The 20626-nt window shown below is 40.5% G+C and carries 22 protein-coding genes; 15 read left to right on the plus strand and 7 right to left on the minus strand.

Annotated elements, in window-relative coordinates:
• Positions 1-9: 9 nt before the first annotated feature.
• The 3 genes from OA84_RS05295 to OA84_RS05305 are packed head-to-tail and all read left to right on the plus strand — an operon-like array spanning position 10 to position 1931.
• Positions 10-594 carry a hypothetical protein gene (locus tag OA84_RS05295; RefSeq protein WP_039343481.1) on the plus strand — a complete coding sequence of 195 codons (585 nt, stop codon included), beginning with the start codon at positions 10-12 and terminating at the stop codon, positions 592-594.
• The gene (locus OA84_RS05300; RefSeq protein WP_039343482.1) at positions 595-1248 is read left to right on the plus strand and encodes an HD domain-containing protein; all 654 of its coding nucleotides are present in this window, start codon (positions 595-597) and stop codon (positions 1246-1248) included.
• 53 nt (positions 1249-1301) lie between these two features.
• Positions 1302-1931, plus strand: coding sequence for a hypothetical protein (locus tag OA84_RS05305; RefSeq protein WP_052252129.1), 630 nt, complete (start codon positions 1302-1304; stop codon positions 1929-1931).
• Position 1932: 1 nt separating this feature from the next.
• On the opposite strand, the gene OA84_RS05310 is transcribed toward OA84_RS05305, so the two are convergent.
• From OA84_RS05310 to OA84_RS05325, 4 genes are all read right to left on the minus strand, one after another.
• Positions 1933-3129, minus strand: coding sequence for an efflux RND transporter periplasmic adaptor subunit (locus OA84_RS05310; RefSeq protein ID WP_039343483.1), 1197 nt, complete (start codon positions 3127-3129; stop codon positions 1933-1935).
• A 26-nt stretch (positions 3130-3155) separates the two neighbouring features.
• The gene (locus tag OA84_RS05315) at positions 3156-4427 is read right to left on the minus strand and encodes an ABC transporter permease (RefSeq protein ID WP_039343486.1); all 1272 of its coding nucleotides are present in this window, start codon (positions 4425-4427) and stop codon (positions 3156-3158) included.
• A gap of 88 nt (positions 4428-4515) precedes the next feature.
• The gene (locus OA84_RS05320) at positions 4516-5745 is read right to left on the minus strand and encodes an ABC transporter permease (RefSeq protein ID WP_039343488.1); all 1230 of its coding nucleotides are present in this window, start codon (positions 5743-5745) and stop codon (positions 4516-4518) included.
• A 33-nt stretch (positions 5746-5778) separates the two neighbouring features.
• Complete coding sequence (locus OA84_RS05325) at positions 5779-6471, minus strand: ABC transporter ATP-binding protein (RefSeq protein ID WP_039343491.1); 693 nt, start codon at positions 6469-6471, stop codon at positions 5779-5781.
• A gap of 543 nt (positions 6472-7014) precedes the next feature.
• On the opposite strand from OA84_RS05325, the gene OA84_RS05330 reads away from it, so the two are divergent.
• The 9 genes from OA84_RS05330 to OA84_RS05375 all read left to right on the plus strand — a co-directional run bounded on the left by OA84_RS05330 (position 7015) and on the right by OA84_RS05375 (position 16623).
• The gene (locus OA84_RS05330; RefSeq protein ID WP_039343493.1) at positions 7015-8334 is read left to right on the plus strand and encodes a hypothetical protein; all 1320 of its coding nucleotides are present in this window, start codon (positions 7015-7017) and stop codon (positions 8332-8334) included.
• 27 nt (positions 8335-8361) lie between these two features.
• Positions 8362-8907, plus strand: coding sequence for a hypothetical protein (locus OA84_RS05335; protein ID WP_039343495.1), 546 nt, complete (start codon positions 8362-8364; stop codon positions 8905-8907).
• Between the two features lie 442 nt (positions 8908-9349).
• Entirely contained in the window at positions 9350-10324 is a 975-nt protein-coding gene (locus OA84_RS05340) for a ribonucleotide-diphosphate reductase subunit beta (RefSeq protein ID WP_039343497.1), read from the plus strand.
• Between the two features lie 295 nt (positions 10325-10619).
• The gene (locus tag OA84_RS05345) at positions 10620-12275 is read left to right on the plus strand and encodes a ribonucleoside-diphosphate reductase subunit alpha (RefSeq protein ID WP_039343499.1); all 1656 of its coding nucleotides are present in this window, start codon (positions 10620-10622) and stop codon (positions 12273-12275) included.
• Between the two features lie 397 nt (positions 12276-12672).
• The gene (locus OA84_RS05355; protein WP_039343503.1) at positions 12673-13107 is read left to right on the plus strand and encodes an RrF2 family transcriptional regulator; all 435 of its coding nucleotides are present in this window, start codon (positions 12673-12675) and stop codon (positions 13105-13107) included.
• Between the two features lie 48 nt (positions 13108-13155).
• The gene (locus OA84_RS05360) at positions 13156-14907 is read left to right on the plus strand and encodes a cbb3-type cytochrome c oxidase subunit I (protein ID WP_039343505.1); all 1752 of its coding nucleotides are present in this window, start codon (positions 13156-13158) and stop codon (positions 14905-14907) included.
• Positions 14908-14914: 7 nt separating this feature from the next.
• Complete coding sequence (locus OA84_RS05365) at positions 14915-15907, plus strand: cytochrome c (RefSeq protein ID WP_039343506.1); 993 nt, start codon at positions 14915-14917, stop codon at positions 15905-15907.
• A 27-nt stretch (positions 15908-15934) separates the two neighbouring features.
• Entirely contained in the window at positions 15935-16195 is a 261-nt protein-coding gene (locus tag OA84_RS05370; protein ID WP_039343509.1) for a hypothetical protein, read from the plus strand.
• Between the two features lie 17 nt (positions 16196-16212).
• On the plus strand, positions 16213-16623 hold the full coding sequence (locus OA84_RS05375) for a hypothetical protein (RefSeq protein WP_039343513.1): 411 nt from the start codon (positions 16213-16215) through the stop codon (positions 16621-16623).
• An 81-nt stretch (positions 16624-16704) separates the two neighbouring features.
• On the opposite strand, the gene OA84_RS05380 is transcribed toward OA84_RS05375, so the two are convergent.
• Positions 16705-17001, minus strand: a complete 297-nt coding sequence (locus OA84_RS05380) for a hypothetical protein (RefSeq protein ID WP_039343516.1) — start codon at positions 16999-17001, stop codon at positions 16705-16707.
• A gap of 108 nt (positions 17002-17109) precedes the next feature.
• On the opposite strand from OA84_RS05380, the gene OA84_RS05385 reads away from it, so the two are divergent.
• The 3 genes from OA84_RS05385 (at position 17110) to OA84_RS05395 (ending at position 19523) form a co-directional block, all read left to right on the plus strand.
• Positions 17110-17667, plus strand: a complete 558-nt coding sequence (locus OA84_RS05385) for an RNA polymerase sigma factor (protein ID WP_039343519.1) — start codon at positions 17110-17112, stop codon at positions 17665-17667.
• A 47-nt stretch (positions 17668-17714) separates the two neighbouring features.
• A complete protein-coding gene (gene lipA, locus OA84_RS05390) occupies positions 17715-18581 on the plus strand; it encodes a lipoyl synthase (protein ID WP_185093401.1) in 867 nt (288 codons plus the stop codon).
• 105 nt (positions 18582-18686) lie between these two features.
• A complete protein-coding gene (locus OA84_RS05395; RefSeq protein WP_039343521.1) occupies positions 18687-19523 on the plus strand; it encodes a dienelactone hydrolase family protein in 837 nt (278 codons plus the stop codon).
• A gap of 67 nt (positions 19524-19590) precedes the next feature.
• Here OA84_RS05395 and OA84_RS05400 read toward each other — a convergent pair whose 3' ends face one another.
• The gene (locus tag OA84_RS05400) at positions 19591-20067 is read right to left on the minus strand and encodes a Dps family protein (RefSeq protein ID WP_039343523.1); all 477 of its coding nucleotides are present in this window, start codon (positions 20065-20067) and stop codon (positions 19591-19593) included.
• Positions 20068-20083: 16 nt separating this feature from the next.
• Positions 20084-20590, minus strand: a complete 507-nt coding sequence (locus OA84_RS05405; RefSeq protein WP_039343527.1) for a pyridoxamine 5'-phosphate oxidase family protein — start codon at positions 20588-20590, stop codon at positions 20084-20086.
• Positions 20591-20626: the final 36 nt, after the last annotated feature.

Raw genomic sequence — 20626 nt, forward strand, 5'->3', positions numbered from 1 at the left:
AAAAGTAATATGAAAAAATATCTGGTACTGATTGCTGCCTCAGCTTTTGCAATTTCCTGTTCAAAAGTGGAAGAAACTATTAGCGAAAAAATCACCCAAACAACCGACAGAATTAATGAAACGGCGCAAAATAAAGTGAAGGAAACTGTTCAGAAAACTTTAGATTCGTCGATTTCTTCAATGACGAACGCGGAAAATGCGGAGTTTAATGAAGTTTTCCCCACCGGCGATCCTTCGATGATTTCGGAATTTAAAGGTAAGAGAATTACTTTTCCGAACGGTTCACCGGCTTTTCTTTTTAAATATAAAGCCGACAAGGATTCGCTTTTGACATTTCTTGAAAATCAGGAAACGGTAAATGAAGAAAATTCCGATAAAAAAGCCCGAAAAATTGATGGGCAAAGTTTTCTCGATAAACTGACGTTGATTGAAAAATTTTTGCCGGCAAATACCTTTAATATGGATTGGCTGGAAGACATTAAAAATGATAAAAACGTCGAATTTTACAAGCTGAAAAGATTGCCAAACAAAAGCACGATTATTTATAATCCCGCGACGCAGCAGGTTTATCAGTTTGTAGAAGTTTCAAAATAAATGGAAATATCAGAAAAATTGGTCCAAAATACCGTCAATTTTGTTAAAGGACAATTAGACGGTGCGGAAGCCGGTCACGATTGGTTTCACATTGAAAGAGTTTGGAATCTTTCAAAAAAAATAGCTGAAACAGAAAACTGCAATAGGGAAGTGGTGGAACTCGCTGCGCTTTTGCACGACATTGCAGATCCAAAATTCCACGACGGTGATGAAGATCTTGCACTAAAAATTTCGCTGGAATTTCTGCAAAGAGAAAATGTTTCCGAGGAAATTATTGAGCAGGTTTTATTTATCATTAAAAATATATCTTTCAAAAATCGGCACGAATTGCCCGGAATTTTTCCAGTCGAATTACAAATTGTTCAGGATGCTGACCGCCTCGATGCGATTGGCGCGATTGGAATTGCACGCACTTTCAATTTTGGCGGCTTCAAAAATAATCTGATGTATCATCCGGAAATTCCACCGGCAATTGGTCAAAGCAAAGAAGAATATAAAAAATCAAACGGCACGACCATCAATCATTTTTATGAAAAACTGCTGCTGCTGAAAGATTTGATGAACACCGAAAAAGGAAAAAAAATGGCCGAAGAGCGGCATATTTTTATGCTCGGTTTTCTGGAGCAGTTTTACCGGGAATGGAATGCGGTTTAATTGTGAAATGAACTTTTACAGGGCTGAAACCTAATTTTATTTATCTTTACGCCATGTTTTACTTCTTCGTTTTTCTTGCGATTGCGCTCTCTGTGGCTTTGTTTTTTTCTGTCATAAGAGACGGGCGTTTCCGTACCTGGGCAAAAGCGTACCGAATTGTAATTTCTGCGGTTACCGCGGGCGTTTTTGTTTTTCTGTTTTTCCAGAAAAGCACCTATCAGTTCCGGGAAAATTCTGTTACGCTTCAACTCATTAATAAATTGCCGTTTCCGCTGGATTTTTATCTGATTAAAATAAACAACACGGCAGACGAAGACGCAAAATACGAAACCAAACACATCGGAAAAATCCGCGATAATTTTTACCGGATTGATTATCTTATGATGCAGGATTCCAATGAATACTGGATTGCCGGTTATATGGGCGCGAAAAAACTTGTTTATTTTTCACAGCATATGGTTCCAAATAAAAACGAAGACCAAATCATTGAAGTCCAAAATTACATCATTCAAAGCGCCAAGTTTGCAGACACCGCGCAGTTTAAAATTGAAGAACTGAAATTGGACAATATCAAAACTGCAATTTGGATTACTTTAGATTTGCTTTTATTATTTTTAAATCTCGCGCTTTTGGTTCGGAAACAGAAACAAAAAATTCCGACCGTTTTGGCCGGAATTTCCTGATTTATTTTGCCTGCTGTTCTTTCAGCGCTTCTTTGTCTTTGTCCGAAGGATTCCAGACTTTCACCTCGTCGTTTTTGGTGATTCCGGAAAGAATTTGAACATTAATTCCGTCGCTCGCACCGAGTTTTACATTCACTTTTTTGAATTTTCCGTCGGGCTGTTTTACTTCTACGAAAGGATTGTCGCGACCGTTTATTTTTTCATACTGGATTAAAGATTCATCCAAAAGCAAAGCGTTTTTCTTGGAGCTTAAGATAATTTCACCATTAGCGGAAAAACCTGCGCGAATATATTCATTGGTTTTATTGAAAACATCGCCTTCAATCGGGAATTTTATGGTTCCTGCTTCTTCAGTTCCTTTTGGTGCGATCATGGTCACGCGGCCCGGGAAAGTTTTGTTTTGTAAAGCACCGATCACGATATTCATATCCATGCCTTCTTTCAGTTTTCCGGCTTGCGCTTCATCGATGGTTCCTTCAAAAATTAAGGAGTTCAAATCGGCAATGGAGCAAATGGTACTTCCCGCGTTGAAGGAGTTCGCTTCAATAACCTGACTTCCGACTTTTACGGGAACTTCTAAAACTGTACCGTTTGCTTTGGAACGGATTTGTGTGGTCGCCAAGCCCGCAAGTTCCGGAGTGGCGCCGGTTTTCGCAATCTGAAGGTTTTTCTGTGCGGTTTGTCTTTGTTGCTGCGCGTTGCGAAGCACCTGTTGTGTAGATTGCAGTTGCTGTTGCGCCGCGATATATTCCTGTTTAGAAATTACGCCCTGCGTGTACAGCTGCTGTTGCATTGCGAACTGTTTTTGCTGTTGCGCAACATTAATCTGTGCGTTGCTGATCTGCAAATTAGCATTATTGATTTCCTGCGTTGCAGCGTTTACATTCTGAATGCTTGGTACAATTCTGATTGTCGCAACGAGTTGTCCGGCCGTAACTTTGTCGCCTTCAGTCACAAAAATTTTGTCGATGATACCCGAAATATTTGGTTTGATTTCAATTTCCTCGCGCGGAACAATTTTTCCGGTTGCCAAAACTTTTTCGTCCATATCCTGAACAACTGCTTTTTTGGTAAGAAACTGTTCACTTTTTGTGGAATTTGAATTGATGAGGTACCCGACCCCTTTTGCAAGTGCAAATAAAAGTACAAGGCCGAGAACGATGTAAATTATTTTTTTTGCGGTGAATTTCTTCTTCATATAATTAGTGCTAATGGTTATTAAATTTATTCTGAGCGTAAAGCTTCAATAGGTTTTATTTTTACGGCGCGCTGCGCAGGAATCATACCGATGATCAAACCTAAGAAAACCATTACCGCCATGGCGGCGAAAACTTCACCATAATTTACGGTTGGGTTGTAGAACGGAAATTCGTCCTGTCCTTCGGTTACGGAATTTAAAATCATCAGCAGGAAAATTCCGAAAATAAAGCCCAGTAAACCGGAAGTAATTGTGATGACGACACTTTCCAGCAAAATCTGGTTCCGGACTTCTGCAGGTTTCGCGCCTAAAGCACGGCGAATACCAATTTCTTTGGTTCTTTCTTTTACCGTAATCAGCAAGATATTTGAAATCGCGATGACGCCGGCTAAAATGGTTAAAGTTCCCACCACGATGGTTAAAAGCTGCATTCCGGTTAAAAAGCCGGTCAGTTTGCCGAAGAGTTTGCCCAGGTTAAAACTTCCGTACGCGTTGGTGTCGTCCGGTGAAACATGGTATTTGGCTTTAAGCTCATCTTTTACCGTGTTTTCAAGCACATTCAGGTCTACATTATCTTTACCGACAATCGCGAAAAAACCTACTTTATCACCGTTATTATACATTTTGGTAAAAGTGGTGAACGGGATGTAAGCGGAATCATCGCTGCCCATATTTCCTCCCTGTTGCTGTACACGGAAAACGCCGATAACATTAAAAAACAAACCTTTTACAGTAACTGTTTTACCGATTGGGTTTTCGTTTTTCTTGGCATCGAAGAAGTTTTTATAAATGGCTTCGCCGATGACGATGACATTTTTATTTTGATTAATGTCGGCATCATTAATATACCGGCCATAAATGAGTTTTTTTTCTGAAATTTTATTTCCGACAGGAAAATCACCGTTTAAAGTGTAGGTTTCATTTTTGCCGTTTCGTGAAAAAAGCTCGCCCGGGCTGCCAAAATTTCCGCGCGAAGTCTGTGGCGATATATAATCGATGTCGTGGATTCTTTGCTTTAAAACTTCGATGTCCGGTAAATGCAGATCCATTTTCCGGCCTTTTGGAAAACCATCGTAAGGAATCGTGGTGTTTTGTGCCCACAAAAAAATAGAGTTGGTGGCGAAACCTGCGAAAGCTTTATCGAAACCGTTTTCCATGCCTTTTGCCGCGCCAAGAAGCGCCACGAACAGAAACATGCCCCAGCCAACACCAATCATGGTGAGAAAAGTCCGAAGTTTATTATTCCGAAGGGAATGATAAATTTCTTGCCAGGTATCTATTTTAAAAATGATATTCATCTTTCGGTTTTAGCTGAAAATTGTTTGATGTACACTTTATAATTTTAAAAAAAATGGTCTTTTAGCGGCGTATTTTTTTTAATTAAATCTATTCGGTCCGCAGTGCTTCGATCGGTTTAATTTTACTTGCTTTAAAAGCGGGAACGAATCCTGAAATAAGGCCGGCAATTACCAGACAGAAGAATGCGACAATAATTAAACCCCAGCCAACACTCGGATCTTTAATAAAATATTTTTCTAAACTGTCACCAATTAAAGTTAATGTTAAAACACCCAGCGCCACACCGATAATCCCGGAAATTACGGTGATTACGACGCTTTCCTGTATGATCAAAGCAACGATTGCCGAAGGTTTTGCGCCGATGGCTTTTCGGACACCGATTTCCTTTGTCCTTTCTTTCACGATATACACCATGATATTGCTGATGCCGATAATTCCTGCTAAAAGTGTCCCAAGGCCGATGAAGCCGACAATTAAGGTAATAATTAAAAGAAACTGAAAGGTTTTTTCAAGGTTTTGTGCATTGTTGCTGACACGGAGCGCATTTTCATCATCGGGAGAAATTTTCAGGTCTTTTTTGAGCTTTTTTTCCAGATTATCGCTGTAGGCAATGGCGTCTTTCGGCGTCATTGTCGGTTCGTAGGTGATGTAAATGCGGCTGAGTGTATCGGAACCTTTTTTCAGCTGCTGCAAGGTGGAAATCGGGATGCTGATCATCCTTTCGTCCATATCACCGCCGTCGTCGGAAAACACGCCGATTACTTTGAACATGGTTCCATTTAAATCTAAATCCTGCCCAATCGGCGAACCGTTTTTAATTAAATCCCGTTGAACCATGCGGCCGATAACCGCCACTTTTTGCTGTAAGTCGATATCCCGTTCGGTAATAAATCTGCCGTCTAAAAGTTTTCGGTTTTCAATAAAAGGTTCATCGGTATCTGAACCGTTAACCTGATAAGAACCGCTTTCTCTGCCGTACTTTACCAGCATGCTGGTGGTGTAGCGTGCAGAGGCGTGTTCTATTTTTTTTGGGTCTTCTTTGGTGATATTATCGAAATCTTTATTTTGTAAAACAACCTGTCGGTCTGTTTGTAAACCGTCAAAAGCAATGGTGGTTTTGCCGGTAGAAATGGAAATAAGATTGGTTGCATCGCGTGCAAAACCTTCGGTAAAGGCGTTTTTCAAACCATTTCCGATGCCGAAAAGCACGATAAAAATAAACAAACCCAAAGCAACCGTAAAGCCGGAAAGCACGGTGCGCAGCACATTACTGCGAATCGATTCGAATATTTCCCGCCAGCGGTCCAGGTCAAACATAATTTTAACTGAGATTTCGGTTGAACAATTTTTTTAAGCTAAAACTCTTTGGGTGATAAATTCATCACTTTCGATAATTCCGTCTTTCAGAATTACGTTTCTTTTGGTTTCTGCAGCGACGTCCGGTTCATGTGTAACGACGATTACGGTTTTTCCTTCGCGGTTAATTTCCTGCAAGAGTTTCATAATATCGTACGTTGTTTTGGAATCCAAAGCTCCTGTTGGTTCATCGGCAAGAATTACTTTCGGATTGGTGATCAGTGCACGCGCGATTGCAACACGCTGTTTCTGACCACCGGAAAGTTCATTCGGTAAATGCGTAGCCCAATCGGCAAGACCAACTTTTGCAAGATATTCTAAAGCGCGCTCATTTCTTTCTTTTCGCGGTACATTTTGATAGTAGAGTGGAAGCGCTACATTTTCCAGCGCGGTTTTGTAGCCAATTAAATTAAAGGACTGGAAAATAAAACCCAAAAACTTGCTGCGGTATTCTGCAGCTTTCACTTCATTAAGATGTTCGATGGGAATACCATCCAGCTCATAAATCCCGGAATCTTTTTCGTCCAAGATCCCGATAATATTCAGCAAAGTAGATTTTCCGGAGCCGGAACTTCCCATAATAGAAACGAATTCGCCTTCATCAATACTCAGGTTGATACCTTTCAGCACGTGAAGTTTACTTTTACCGGTGTCATACGATTTGTTGAGATCCTTAATTACTAACATTTAGCTTGCTGGATTTATTTATTATAATAAGTGTTAAAATTATTTGCTTTGTTACAACATTACGGCGCATTATTTGTTACGAGGATTTATAAATTTGAAAGAGGGGATAATTTGAAAAAAATTGGCTCAAAACGCGGCAAAAAAATTCCGTACCGAGTTCTTTTTTTTACAAAAAAAATTCGGCGATTATCTTTTAGCGTTTAATTTCTTAATTAATTGCGAACCAAATGCTTAGGGATTATAATGGATGTCCCGTTGTGAAATTAATTGTAAATCAGACCTAATTCTGTATTAATACTGCGATTTAAAATTTACATACAATACGAAGCTTTTAAGATTTTCTGCAGTTTTTGTTTGAATTAATTTTTTTAATAAATTATAGGTTTATGTGGATTTTTAAAGCTAAAAAACACTCCGTTTGATTTTTTTTGTTTCACAATATATATTATATTTACCGGGTCAAACTATTTTACAGATAAATGACACTATACATACACACGATGAAATTAAAAAACAACTTCTTTAATTTAAAAACACACACTTATGAAATTTAAATTTTTATTTTTTCTATTTTTAGCGATGGCTGGTTTTGTTTCAGCACAGACGGCAGCTCCGGCGCCGCAGCTTGGCGATTTTAAATCAGTTGCTAACGGTGCCTGGACCGACCCTGCAACCTGGCAGATCTATAACGGTTCGACTTGGGAAAATACCATAACCGAGTATCCTGGAAAAAGTACAACATCAGCGACTCCGGCAACGTACAGCGTTTTCGTTGAGCCGGGAACCAATGTAAGCGTCTCCGGAGATCAGATTTATTATTTTGGTAATCTTTACATTCTTGCTGATCCTGCTCCAAGTGCCACAAATGCACTTATTGCATCTTACGGCAAAGTATCTTTGGCCCCCAATGGATCATCATTAAGTCTATTAGGCAATAATCAGGACCTCGTTATTCTTGGAGGTATTTTGGATTTTCAAGGGGTCAATACCGAACTAAAACTGAAAAGAGGCAACAGCATCGTTTTACAATATTACAATGGCGCTGCTTGTGGAACTGGTACCAACCTTTTGCAACCTGAAGCTGCAGGCGCAACCGGAAATAAAAAAATTATTTTCGTTGACGGAACTTCCGAGTATGATTACGCGGTAAGCGGGGGTGCTGGAAATTCAGCTTACAATTTTTCTGATTTAAACTGTAATGGTGGTACTGTTAGCCCTGTTCCGGCAGCAACTTTAAATCCAGTTTGTGCAGGAAAAACAACAATTCTTTCCACAACACTTACAGGTTTTATATCCGCAGCTGATTTACTTTTACCTAAATCCTATATCTGGAGTTTGGTGAGTGGTCCTACAGGATACACCTTTACACCAGTAACTTTAACAACAGCGGCAGATCTTAGCCTTACATTTACAGCACCAGGAACGTATGTTTTCAATGTTGAGCTAGTTTATCTTAATGTATTGGGAATTGAAATATCTGCGAGCCAAACCATTACTATCGAAGTATTGGCGGCAGGTAACGCATTATGTGGCGGCTGTTTTAAAGATCCAGTGACTGATGCGGTAAAAAATCCTTCAATTCACGGTATCACTTCCTTAAAAAGAGCAGGGGTTAGAAACCCGGATAACTGGCCTATGGTTAGAGAAAGCGCTTACACGGTATTGGAATCAAATTCAAAAGGATTTGTTATTAACAGATTGACAACTACACAGCTGAATGCCATTGCAACTGCAGGCAACGCGGTGGATGGTATGATGGCTTATGACACGACTGAAAAATGTCTTAAGCTTTACGTGGTAGATCTTGTAAATCCGGCAAACACTGGCTGGTCTTGTTTCAACACCCCTGCTTGTCCTAATTAATAACCTTTCACTTTAAACACACTTATCATGAATAAATTATTCACATCAATATTGATGACCGCCATACCAGTTATTGCATTTTCACAGGTAGTAATTGAGCCGGGACCAAAGACCGCACCTACCAACGCTTCAGTTTCTTTGGAATTTGGTGACCACCAAAACAAAGGACTTGTAATTCCCTATGTAACGGCAAGTAATGCACAGACACCGATCTCTGATGGAACATTTATTATGGATCCTTCTGATAACATCATGAAATTCCGTGAAAACGGTACGTGGAGAGACCTTACCGGTCCCGCTACAAAAACCAACGCGGTAGATGTTTCTATCCAGGTTGGTAAAGATGAAAACGAAAGAGCCAAAACCGTCATCGGAAAAGAAAATATTAATGACAATACCCGCGGTATTTTAATTCTTACCGATACCGATAAAGCCATGATTCTTCCAAGAGTCGCGCTTCCGCATCTGAATATTAAAAATCCTGCGGCCGGGATGATGGCTTACGACACCGTAAACAAGCAGCTTGCAGTTTTCAACGGTACACAGTGGACGTTCTGGCAAGCAACACGCTAGTAAAAATTTGCCGCTATTTGAGCATTTTTTTAAAAATAGCTTTAAACTAAATTCCCAATTTTTATTGGGAATTTTTTTTTGTCCTAAATGTGGTTTAATTCAAAACAAAATATTCAGCTGTTTAACCGAAATTCACCATTGCTGCTTAAAAGTTGCCCGATCTGTTTAGCAAAAAAAGCCCTGAATTGGTCGATATTTTTATTATTCCCATTCAAAGCCTTTGGTAGCGCGCTGTGTGTGTGAATGTGGAAAACTTTTCCACCAAATAAGGCACTTATCTGGTGCCGCGCCTTTCGATATCAGATTGCATTTTCTATTTTTGTAAAGATCGCAGCCCTCGCCTCACGCACGTTTTTTACGCTGCGCTTCTGCATTAAATCATTAAAAATTAAAAATTTACACACTTCGGTTTTGTAAAACCGGCTGAAAAATAAACGATATTATGGGAATTTTTGACAAAAGAGTAGGATATAAACCGTTTGAATATCCGGAAATTCTGCAGTTTGTAGAAGCCATCAACAAATCCTTCTGGGTACATTCCGAGGTGGATTTTACAGCTGATGTACAGGATTTCCAGTCACAGCTGGAGCCGCACGAAAAAAATGCCATTAAAAACGCGCTTTTAGCCATCGCCCAGATTGAGGTGTCGGTAAAAACCTTTTGGGGAAATCTCTACAACCATATGCCGAAACCCGAACTGAACGGTTTGGGTGCTACATTTGCGGAATGCGAGTTCCGCCATTCCGAGGCGTATTCGCGTTTGCTTGAAGTTTTGGGCTATAACGATTCCTTCACCCACGTTGTGGAAATTCCGGCCATCAAGAAAAGAATCGATTTTCTTTCCAATGTTTTGCGCCACGCAAATTCCACCACGCCAAAAGAATATGTTTCCTCGCTGTTGCTTTTCAGTATTTTGATAGAAAATGTTTCGCTTTTCTCACAGTTTGCCATCATTCTGTCGTTTACGCGCTTTAAAGGTTACATGAAAAATGTTTCCAACATCATCGCCTGGACTTCCGTGGACGAGCAGATTCACGCCAACGCCGGCATTTACCTCATAAACAAAATCCGCCAGGAACAGCCGGACTTATTGACAGATTCCGATATCGAAGATATTTACACCTTGGTGGATCATTCCATCGATGTGGAAGAAGAAATTTTGGACTGGATTTTTGAGATGGGTGAAATCGATAATGTTTCCAAAGAAAATCTTTTGAACTTCATGAAGTTCCGTGTCGACGACAGTTTGAAGAAAATCAATATGGCGACGCGCTACAATATTTCTCCCGAACAATACCGCCCGATGGTGTGGTTTGAAGAAGAAGTTTTCGCCAATTCCATGGACGATTTCTTCGCCAAAAGACCGGTAGATTACACGAAACACGACAAAAGTATTACCGAGAACGATTTGTTTTAGGTTGATTTGGGTGCCTTTTCCGCCTTCCGTTCCCGCTTCCGCCGCGGCGGAGAGCTCCACTCAAGTCGGGGCGCGGTGGCCGCAAAAAATAACCTGCTAAAACGGCAAATTTTTGAGAAATAGAAAAGCGCGAGCGACAATGTTTTCAATACTGTCGCAACATGTATTAGAAAAATCGAAAAATTCGCTGCTAAAACGGCTAATTTTAAGAAAGTGGAAAAAGCGAAAATTTCCCGCTTCTAAATAGAAAAAAAGACATCGTACTTTGTACATTTACATTTTACAGAAAAAAATTATGGAAGAACAAGCTAAAATCTGGTGGCTGAATGAAGAATCGGAGCAAATGCTCAACCGCGGCTATTTGCTGAAAGGCGAAACCGTAGACGGCGCCATCCTGCGAATTACCACAGCAGCAGCCAAAAGACTCTATAAACCCGAATTACAGCCAGCTTTTGAGGAGATGATCCGTAAAGGTTGGATCAGCTTTTCCTCCCCGGTTTGGGCAAATATGGGAACAGAAAGAGGTTTGCCGATTTCCTGTTTCAACGTGCATGTGCCCGATAATATCGAAGGAATTACACATAAACTCGGTGAAGTCATCATGCAGACCAAAATCGGTGGTGGAACTTCCGGCTATTTCGGTGAGCTACGCAACCGCGGAACGGCCGTTACCGACAACGGAAAATCTTCCGGCGCGGTTTCGTTTATGAAGTTGTACGACACCGCAATGGACGTTGTTTCACAAGGCGGCGTGCGACGCGGAGCTTTTGCGGCATATTTGGACATCGACCACGGTGATATCGAAGAATTTCTTTCCATTAAAGATATCGGAAGTCCGATCCAGAATTTGTTTACCGGAATTTGCGTGCCCGACTACTGGATGCAGGACATGATTGATGGCGATATGGACAAGCGCAAAATCTGGGCGCGCGTGCTGGAAAGCCGCGCACAGAAAGGTTTGCCCTACATTTTCTTCACCGATAACGTGAACCGCAACAAACCGCAGGTTTACAAAGATCTCGGCATGCCGGTGAACGCAAGCAATTTATGTTCGGAAATCATGTTGCCGTCCAGCGCGGAAGAATCGTTTATCTGCTGTCTTTCCTCAATGAATCTGGAACTCTATGACGAGTGGAAAGATACCAACGCGGTAAAACTTGCCATTTACTTTTTAGACGCTGTTTTATCGGAATTTATTGAAAAAACAGAAGGAAATTATTACCTCACCGGCGCGCGGAATTTTGCGCTGCGCCACAGAGCGCTTGGTTTGGGCGTTTTGGGTTACCATTCCTACCTGCAGAAAAATATGATTCCGTTTGAAAGTTTTGAAGCTACGCAATTCAACGCGCGCGCTTTTCGTCAGATTAAGGAACAGTCGATTTTAGCCTCGCAGGAACTGGCAAATATTTATGGGGAGCCGGAATTATTGAAAGGTTACGGCTTGCGAAATACAACCACAATGGCCATCGCGCCTACGACTTCAAGCTCCGCAATTTTAGGTCAAACCTCGCCAGGAATTGAGCCTTTTGCGTCCAATTATTACAAAGCCGGGTTGGCGAAAGGAAATTTTATGCGCAAAAATAAATACCTCGCGACTTTGCTTCAGGAAAAAGGAATTGATAATGAAGATACCTGGCGCACGATAATGCTGAATCACGGTTCCGTGCAAAATTTAGCAGAGCTGAGCGACGAAGAAAAAGCAGTTTTCAAAACCTTCCGCGAAATTTCGCCAATGGAAATTATTTCCCAAGCTGCACAGCGCCAACAATACATCGATCAGGCGCAGTCGCTGAATTTGCAAATTCCGTCCACGATGCCGGTAAAAGATGTGAATTATCTTTACATCGAAGCCTGGAAAAAAGGAGTAAAATCGCTATATTACCAGAGAAGTTCTTCTGTTTCGAAAGAATTGATGGTAAATTTTGTGACCTGCTCGAGTTGTGAAGCTTAATAGAACAAGAGGTAAGAATCAAGAACCAAGAAAAAAGATAAAAACCGCGGAAATTTCTGCGGTTTTATATTTTGAAAAAATTCCCGGTTATAACGGCAGATTTTTCGTTTTTAAATTTAATCAGAAAATTCCGGGCTATTTGGCTGTTTTTTTTCGGTTTTTAATTAAATTTAAATTGGAGAAAATGATTTTTGACTTTAAAAAATTAACGCTTAAAACGGCTAATTTTTCTAATTTAGATAACTCGAAAAATTTCACATCTGCTGAGCGGAAACTTTTTTCCGAAATTTATACATCTTTAGCACCGAAAAATATCTCAAATTTTATTTAAAAATAATAAAGGACATTATTGTCTTTTATTAAATTATTTTCTACATTTGTAAAAAGGAAAAAGTTTATGTTTTCAAAATCTTGCGAATACGGAATTCGGGCCTCTATCTATGTGGCAAAAAATTCACTCAAAAACCGAAAAGTAAGCTTAATAGAGGTTGCTAAACATACTGATTCTCCGCCAGCTTTTATGGCGAAAATTTTACAGAAACTCACCCGGACAGAAATAATTTCTTCGTTTAAAGGTCCGACTGGTGGTTTTTCGATTGCCTTGGATGATTTAGAAAAAATCTCACTTCTAAACATCGTTTTAGCGATGGACGGAGACGGGATTTTTGAAAACTGCACGCTGGGCCTTAGGAAATGCGATGTGGAAAAACCATGCCCGCTGCACTTTAAATTTAGACAGATTCGCGACGAGATGCGCGAAACTTTAGAGTCTACCTCGCTGAGGTCTTTAGCAGAACAGGTTTCCGATGGAATCACCTTTCTGAAGCGCTAGATTTTTTTTACTGAAATAAAGGTTCTTTTTACCGCATAATAATTCTATATGAATAATTCAATTTTTGGTGAATCGGGGATTCAAATTACCCTGGTGCTTATTCTGCTTCCCGTCCTGGTGGGCCTACTGATCGCGATTGTGAAGACCTACAGCACCTATAAAGACCTGAAAGCAAGGCGAAAACTGGGTGAATTTCAGAGAAAAATCCGAAATCTTTCGCCTGAAGAACTGCAGGTTTACGAGGAGCGCCAAAAAGCCCAGGCTTATCAGGTTCCGGAAAATGAACTGTCCGGCAGCAATCCGCCGTCCGACACGAAAGGCATTATTTACAACGTAAATAAAGTTGAGGAACTTCGCGTGATACCGGCAAAGAAAAGCTACATTCCACAAAAATACATTTCCGAACCGCTGGCAAAACTAATTCTGTACTTCCTCGGCTTTGCTATTTTTTGGTTGCTTTTTGCAACGACTGTTGGAGAATATCTCGGAATTAAATTCGTAGCGCCTGATGCCGATCATTTAAGCTGGCTCAGTTTCGGGCGGCTTCGTCCGGTTCACACCAATATGGTTTTCTGGGGTTGGGCATCTTTTGCGATGGTGGGGCTGGCATATTATGTAATTCCGCGTGTAAGCAATACGGGTATTCACAGCTTAAAACTGGGCTGGTATTCCTTGTTTTTTATGAGCGCCGCGGTTATTACCGGGACCGTTTCACTGATGGCCGGCATAAATAACGGTGGCGGTGAATACCGCGAATACATCTGGCCTTTTATGCTGCTTTTTGCCATCGGAATCGTGCTTTCCCTCTATAACTGGCTGATGACCATCGCAAAGAGGACGACGAAGGAAATTTACGTTTCCAACTGGTATATTATTTCCGCTACGATGTTTGTGATTGTGATTTTGCTTGTTGGATATCTTCCGTTCTGGCAGGACGGCCTCGCGGAAACCATTATTCAGGGATATTATATGCACCAGGGCGTAGGCATGTGGTTTATGTTTCTGACTTTGGGTTTAATGTATTACTTTTTGCCACAGCAACTTAATAAACCTATTTATTCTTACAGTTTGGGAATTTTAGCTTTCTGGACGCAGATTTTATTTTATACTTTAATTGGTAGCCACCACTTTATTTTCAGTGCGATTCCGTGGTGGATGCAAACCGTTGCAATTGTGGCCAGTGTGGGAATGGTGATTCCGGTGGTTGCCGGTACCGCGAATTTCCTTTTGACCTTTAATGGCGCCTGGTACCAGTTGAAAACCAGTTATACTTTGCCTTTTTACCTGATCGGTATTATATTTTATTTTACAGGTTCCATGCAGGGCACGGTGGAAGCCTTCCGGTTTACCAACCTGGTCTGGCACTTCACCGATTTTACCGTTGCGCATTCGCATTTAACGATGTATGGCATCATCACTTTTATGTTGTGGGCCTTTACTTATACCCTCGTGCCGAGAATCACCGGTAAAGAACCACCAAAACTGATGGTCGGTGTTCATTTTTGGCTGGCATTAATTGGTTTACTGTTCTACACTTGGTCCCTGATGATTGGTTCTACCGCCCGCGGGCTGATGTGGATAGACACAAAACCATTCATTGAAAGTGTGAAAATGATGGCTCCGTACTGGTTATGGCGTGCGATCGGTGGAACCATGATGTGGATCTCGCACTTTGTATTCGCCTATAATTTCTATAAAATGGTCAATAATCGCGAGGAAATTAGAATCCCGACCACGCCGGCGGAAATTTTAGAAGCCAAGCGACAATTTAAAAACACCGAAAATATTCCCACCAAATAAAAAGAAAATGGAATTTTATAATAATCATAAAATGCTCTTCTGGTCCGCGCTGGTTTTCTTTTTGTTTCTCACGTTACAGATTGCAATTCTACCGGCAATTACCAATCAAACCGTCTATAAACCGTTGCCCGATGCCAAGCCGCTCACGAAAATGGAAAAAGCCGGAAAAGCGGTGTATGTGGAAAACGGCTGTATTGCCTGTCATACACAGCAGGTGCGAGAAGTGGAAATGGATAAAGTTTTTGGTGCGAGACCAAGTATTCCCGCGGATTATGCACAAAACCACCGAATGGATGTTTGGCGAAATACACCAAATTTATTGGGTTCCGAACGTACCGGCCCGGATTTAACCGCAATCGGTGAAAGACAACCCAGTTCAGATTGGCATTTGCTACATTTATATCAGCCGCGCGCCGTGGTGAAAGAATCCATCATGCCATCGTATGCTTTTTTGTTTGAAGAAAAAGATTACCTGCAAAAAGGTGACATAGAAGTAAAAGTACCGCCGGAATTTTTAAAAGATAAGTTTAAAAAAATTGTAGCTACCCCAAAAGCGCTTCAATTGGTGGCTTATTTACAGAGCTTAAAACAAACCAAATTACCGGAAGGTGTAAAACCACCGGATTTCCTGTATAAAAAAGAAGTAAAAAAATCTACCGCTGGCGGTGGCGCAGCTGATTTACCGGACGGTGCCGAACTTTTCACCGCAAACTGCGCAAGCTGTCATCAGGCTAATGGTGAAGGTTTACCTGGCGCATTTCCACGGCTTAAAGGAAGTCCGATTGTTGGCGGCGACGATATCGCGGTTTATGTGAATATCATCATGACCGGTTATAACGGCAGACCTGGCTACGGACCGATGCCGGCGGTGGGAAAAAATGCCAATTTTACCCCGGAAATGGTGACCGCCATTATGAATCACGAAAGAAGCTCCTGGGGAAATAACGCCAAACATGTGACATTGGATCAGGTGAAAGCGGTAATGAGCCAGATGAAATAACTAAAAGTTAATATAAAAGCATTAACAATGAAAAATTTTAAAAGCATAGCTATTCTTATTTTCCTGTTTGCCGTCAACTTTGCTTTTGCCTGTGAAGCTTGTAAATTACAGCAACCGGCGGTGACAAGGGATTTTACACATGGCGTGGGTCCGCGCGGGCAGTTTGACTGGATTATCGTAGCGGTTATCGCAATAATCGCGGTGTACACCTTCATTTTTTCGGTTAAATACCTAGTGAAACCTGGTGAAAAAGAACCGGATCACATCAAAAATTCGATTTTAAACTAACTTCAAAAAAAGCAGCTATGACCAAAGATAAAAGTTCAGTTGTTCTCTTCCTCGATGACGAAGTTACGCCTTTGGCAGAGCTTGAAACGCCCATTGTTTTTGATTTTGACACCACCAAACTCACCGATGGCGAACATGTTCTTAAAATTGTCAGCAAGTCTACGCAAGGTCGGGAAGGTATCCGGAAAATTCATTTCACAGTGAAAAACGGGCCGTCCGTCAGTGTTGAAGGTTTGAAAGACAAAGATATTGTAGACGGCGTTTTGCCTTTGATGATCAATGCGTACGACAAAGGAAACCAGAAAAGTTTTATGATTGAAGGCAGTGAAACACCGCAAACCATTCCGGTTTGGATTTGGATAATAATCATCCTGTTTGTCGGCTGGGCGGCGTATTACGGCATTACTTATTTCTCTCGGATGTCATAAATTTTACCTGCTAAATGACCATTTATTCGCAAAAAAAAAGCGGCTTCAAATTTATTTGAAGCCGCTTTTAATTAAATATTTTTAAGCAAGAAACTCAATTTCCTTGTCTTTGAAATTGCTGTTTTCCACTAAATCCTGCATGCTCGACATAATTTTTTTCCGCAGTTTTGCCAGATTTCTGATGTTTTCATCTTCGCTGTAGTCGAAAATATTGTCTTCAAAAGAGAAAGTGTCGCCTTCTTTAAATTCAATTTTATTTTCTTTAAATTCTTTCAGCAACATTAAATTGGTCATCGTCTCCAGAAGATCATATTCTGTTTTAGCCAGTTTTTTCAGCGATTTTAAAACCTGTTTTTTATATTTTTTTTTAGTTTTCATAAGTGGGTGCTATATTCCTGCAAGGTAAGATTTTATAATAAAACTTCAAATCAAATTCCAAATAATTCGTCGCCGCACCTTTTTACAATTCGCTATCTTTGCTTCTTCATGAAAAACAACGATCTCTTTACGCTGATTTCCTTTGCTGCCAATAAAAATCAAAAAGCGCAAACACAGCTCATCAACTTATTTTGGGTAGATGTTTTCAGCTTTGTCATGAAAAAAGTGCAGGACGAACATGTCGCTGATGAAATCACCGTCTCTGTTTTTTCAAAAGTTTTGTCCAAACTTGATTTGTATGATCCCAATTTTCAGTTTAAAACCTGGATTTTAACAATCGCTCAAAATACCATTATTGATTATTGGCGCAAAAAGTCCCGAGAAAACGAAGACAGCACCGATAATTTTGAAGGTTTTAAAAACCAACTGGCTTTATCTCCGGAAGAACTATTGATTTCAGAAGAAGATCAGAAACAGATTTTGGCTTCAATCCAAAGCTTGGATGCTAATTATCAGGACATTATACAGCTCCGGTTTTTTGAAGAAAAAAGCATCAAAGAAATTTCAGAAGAGCTGAATATTACCGTCGCGAACACCAAAATCCGCATAATGCGCGCGAAAAAACTGCTCGCCGCTTTGCTGAAAAATAATTCCTTTGAAGAATAGAAGGCGGCAATTTCTTAATTCGTAAATTTGCTTTTTACATTTTAATAATGATTGAAAATCTTACCGATACAACCACTCAAAAACCAAAATGGATCCGTGTAAAACTTCCGACCGGAAAAAATTACCGCGAACTCCGAACGTTAGTTGACAAATATAAACTCAACACCATTTGCCAAAGCGGAAGCTGCCCGAATATGGGCGAATGCTGGGGCGAAGGTACCGCGACTTTCATGATTTTAGGAAATATCTGCACCAGAAGCTGTGGATTTTGTGGCGTAAAAACCGGAAAACCACTTGATGTAAACTGGGAAGAACCCGAAAAAGTTGCCCGCTCCATTAAATTAATGAAAATCAAACACGCAGTTCTAACTTCGGTTGACCGTGATGATTTAAAAGATATGGGCTCCATTTTGTGGGCTGAAACGGTGAACGCCGTGCGCAGAATTTCGCCGGGAACTACGATGGAAACTTTAATTCCGGATTTTCAGGGAATTACGAAACATATCGACCGTTTGCTTGAAGTCCGTCCGGAAGTAATTTCCCACAATATGGAAACCGTAAAAAGGTTAACACGCGAAGTGCGGATTCAGGCAAAATATGAAAGAAGTCTGGAAGTGCTTTCTTATTTAAAATCTGCCGGACAAAACCGCACGAAAACCGGATTAATGCTCGGTTTAGGTGAAGAAAATTCAGAGGTTTTTCAAACGATTGAAGACATTAGAAAAGCAAACGTCGATGTAATTACGATTGGACAATATCTGCAGCCGACGAAAAAACATTTGCCCGTGAAGAAATTTGTGACGCCGGAGGAATTTAATGAATTTGGTGATTTCGCGCGAAGTTTAGGTTTTCGTCATGTGGAAAGTTCACCGTTGGTGCGCAGTTCTTATAAAGCGGAAAAGCACATTCATTAGAAATTTAGAAATCGAAAAAAAAGCGCCTTTTAGGGCGTTTTTTTTGGTTACAGAGTTGAATCCCGCGCAACGGAATTTTTGTACTTTTACCAATAAAATATGACTATGAAAACTCCCAAAATTTTAGCGGTTTTAGCGCTTTTAATTTCGTTTGGCTCCTGTACAGAAAAGACGCCTCAAACTGATAATAAACCGACAACTTCAGAAAAGATGAACGGTAATATTAAAACAGAAGAATTGAAAACGGAAATTAATGGCGTGACGCACCGTTCTTTTGCCGCTTATAATCCTGATCTTGAAGGTAAGTTGCCCGTGGTTTTCGTACTTCCGGAATGGTGGGGATTAAATGATTATATTAAAAACCGGGTTAAACAGCTCGCAGGTTTAGGCTATTATGCTGTTGGAGTGGATTATTACGGCGACCAGAAAGTGGTAGATACGCCGGAAGAAGCTCAGAAGCTTTCATCGCATTTTTACAATATTCCTATTGATGCTCGCAGAATGTTTGATGCCGCAAAACATCAGGTAAGTCTCGCGGAAAAATCCGATTACTCCAAAATGGCAATAATTGGTTACTGTTTTGGTGGTGCACAGGCGCTTAACATGGCGCGGCTGTCAGACGATTTCAAAGGCGTAGTAAGCTTCCATGGTAATTTGGAAACCGGAATTCGTGCTAAAAATAACAAAGTAAAATATTTGGTGATGAACGGTGCTGCCGATTCCATGGTTTCCGAAAAGGAGATTGCAGCCTTTAAAAGCGAAATGGACAGCGCTAAAATTGACTATAAATTTGTGAATTATCCCAATGCGCTCCACGCTTTTACAAATCCGGACGCTACCGCACTTGGAAAGAAATTCAATATTCCGATCGCTTACAATAAAGAAGCTGATGAAAAATCCTGGAACGAAATGAAGGTTTTTCTGAAAGATATTTTTGAATAAAATTTGCCGTTTTAGCAGCCAAAAAAATTCCCTTTCAAATTTGAAAGGGAATTTTTTATCTCCAGAATTAATCTTTAAAATATTTTCGGAGCTTCCAGGCCATTTTTTCGTGCGCCTGCATCAGGCCAGTTAAGAAATCTGCGGTTCCGGCATCTTTATATTCTTCCTCGCATTTATCGATATTTTCTCTTAAACCTTTAACGATGGTTTCGTGATCTGCCACCAATTCTTTCAGCATTCCCTGCGTGTTCGGCACGGCGCCCGGAGTTTCATTTAAATCAGATAGCTCTGCAAATTCGCTGGTAGTACCAATTGCAACTCCGCCCAAAGTGCTGATTCTTTCCGCAACTTCATCTACGGCAAGTGCTACGGCGTCGTACTGCGCTTCAAAAAGCATGTGTAATTCCATAAAATTATCTCCTGATAAATTCCAGTGAAATTTTCGGAGCTTAATGTAAATCATATTGCCATTAGCAAGCACTTTATTTAAAACCTGGTAAACTTCGGTTAAATTTTTTTTCGTAATTCCTAAATCTGGTGTCATTATTTTATTTTTTTAATTATACATGTAAATTTCCTTCTCTGCCGTCATCATTATCGGTTTTCTGGCCGGTAATAGCTGCTGTCGCAAAATGAAGCATGGAAACAAATTTTCCCACTTTTGGTTCCCAATAATAAGTTTCCTCCGGTGTCACGCGGATCACCGAAACATTTGGGTCATCTTTTCCGTCGAACCACGCGTTTGCCATCGGCGTCCATTTGTCTTCGATGGTATTTTTATCCTGATAAATAAAGGCTTTTCCGAGAATCGAAAGATATTCCGAGTCGCTGTTATTCATAAAATAAAGCTGTACGCGGTTATCTTCTTTAATTTCAAAATTTTTGTGACTTTGGTCGCTGCTCAGAAACCAGAGATTTCCTTCCTCGTCGGTTTCTTTTAAGCTCATCGGTCTCGATGCGTTCGGAATGGTATCCAGATCGGTACAAAACATGCAGATTCTCGCGCTTTCCGAGAGTTTCTTTAAAGTTTCAATTGCTTCTTTTTGCGTTAAATTTTCAAGTGACATCGGCTTAATTTTTTTAATGTTAAAATTAAATCACCA

It is taken from the genome of Kaistella solincola, assembly GCF_000812875.1.
GTDB classification, from domain to species: Bacteria; Bacteroidota; Bacteroidia; order Flavobacteriales; family Weeksellaceae; genus Kaistella; species Kaistella solincola.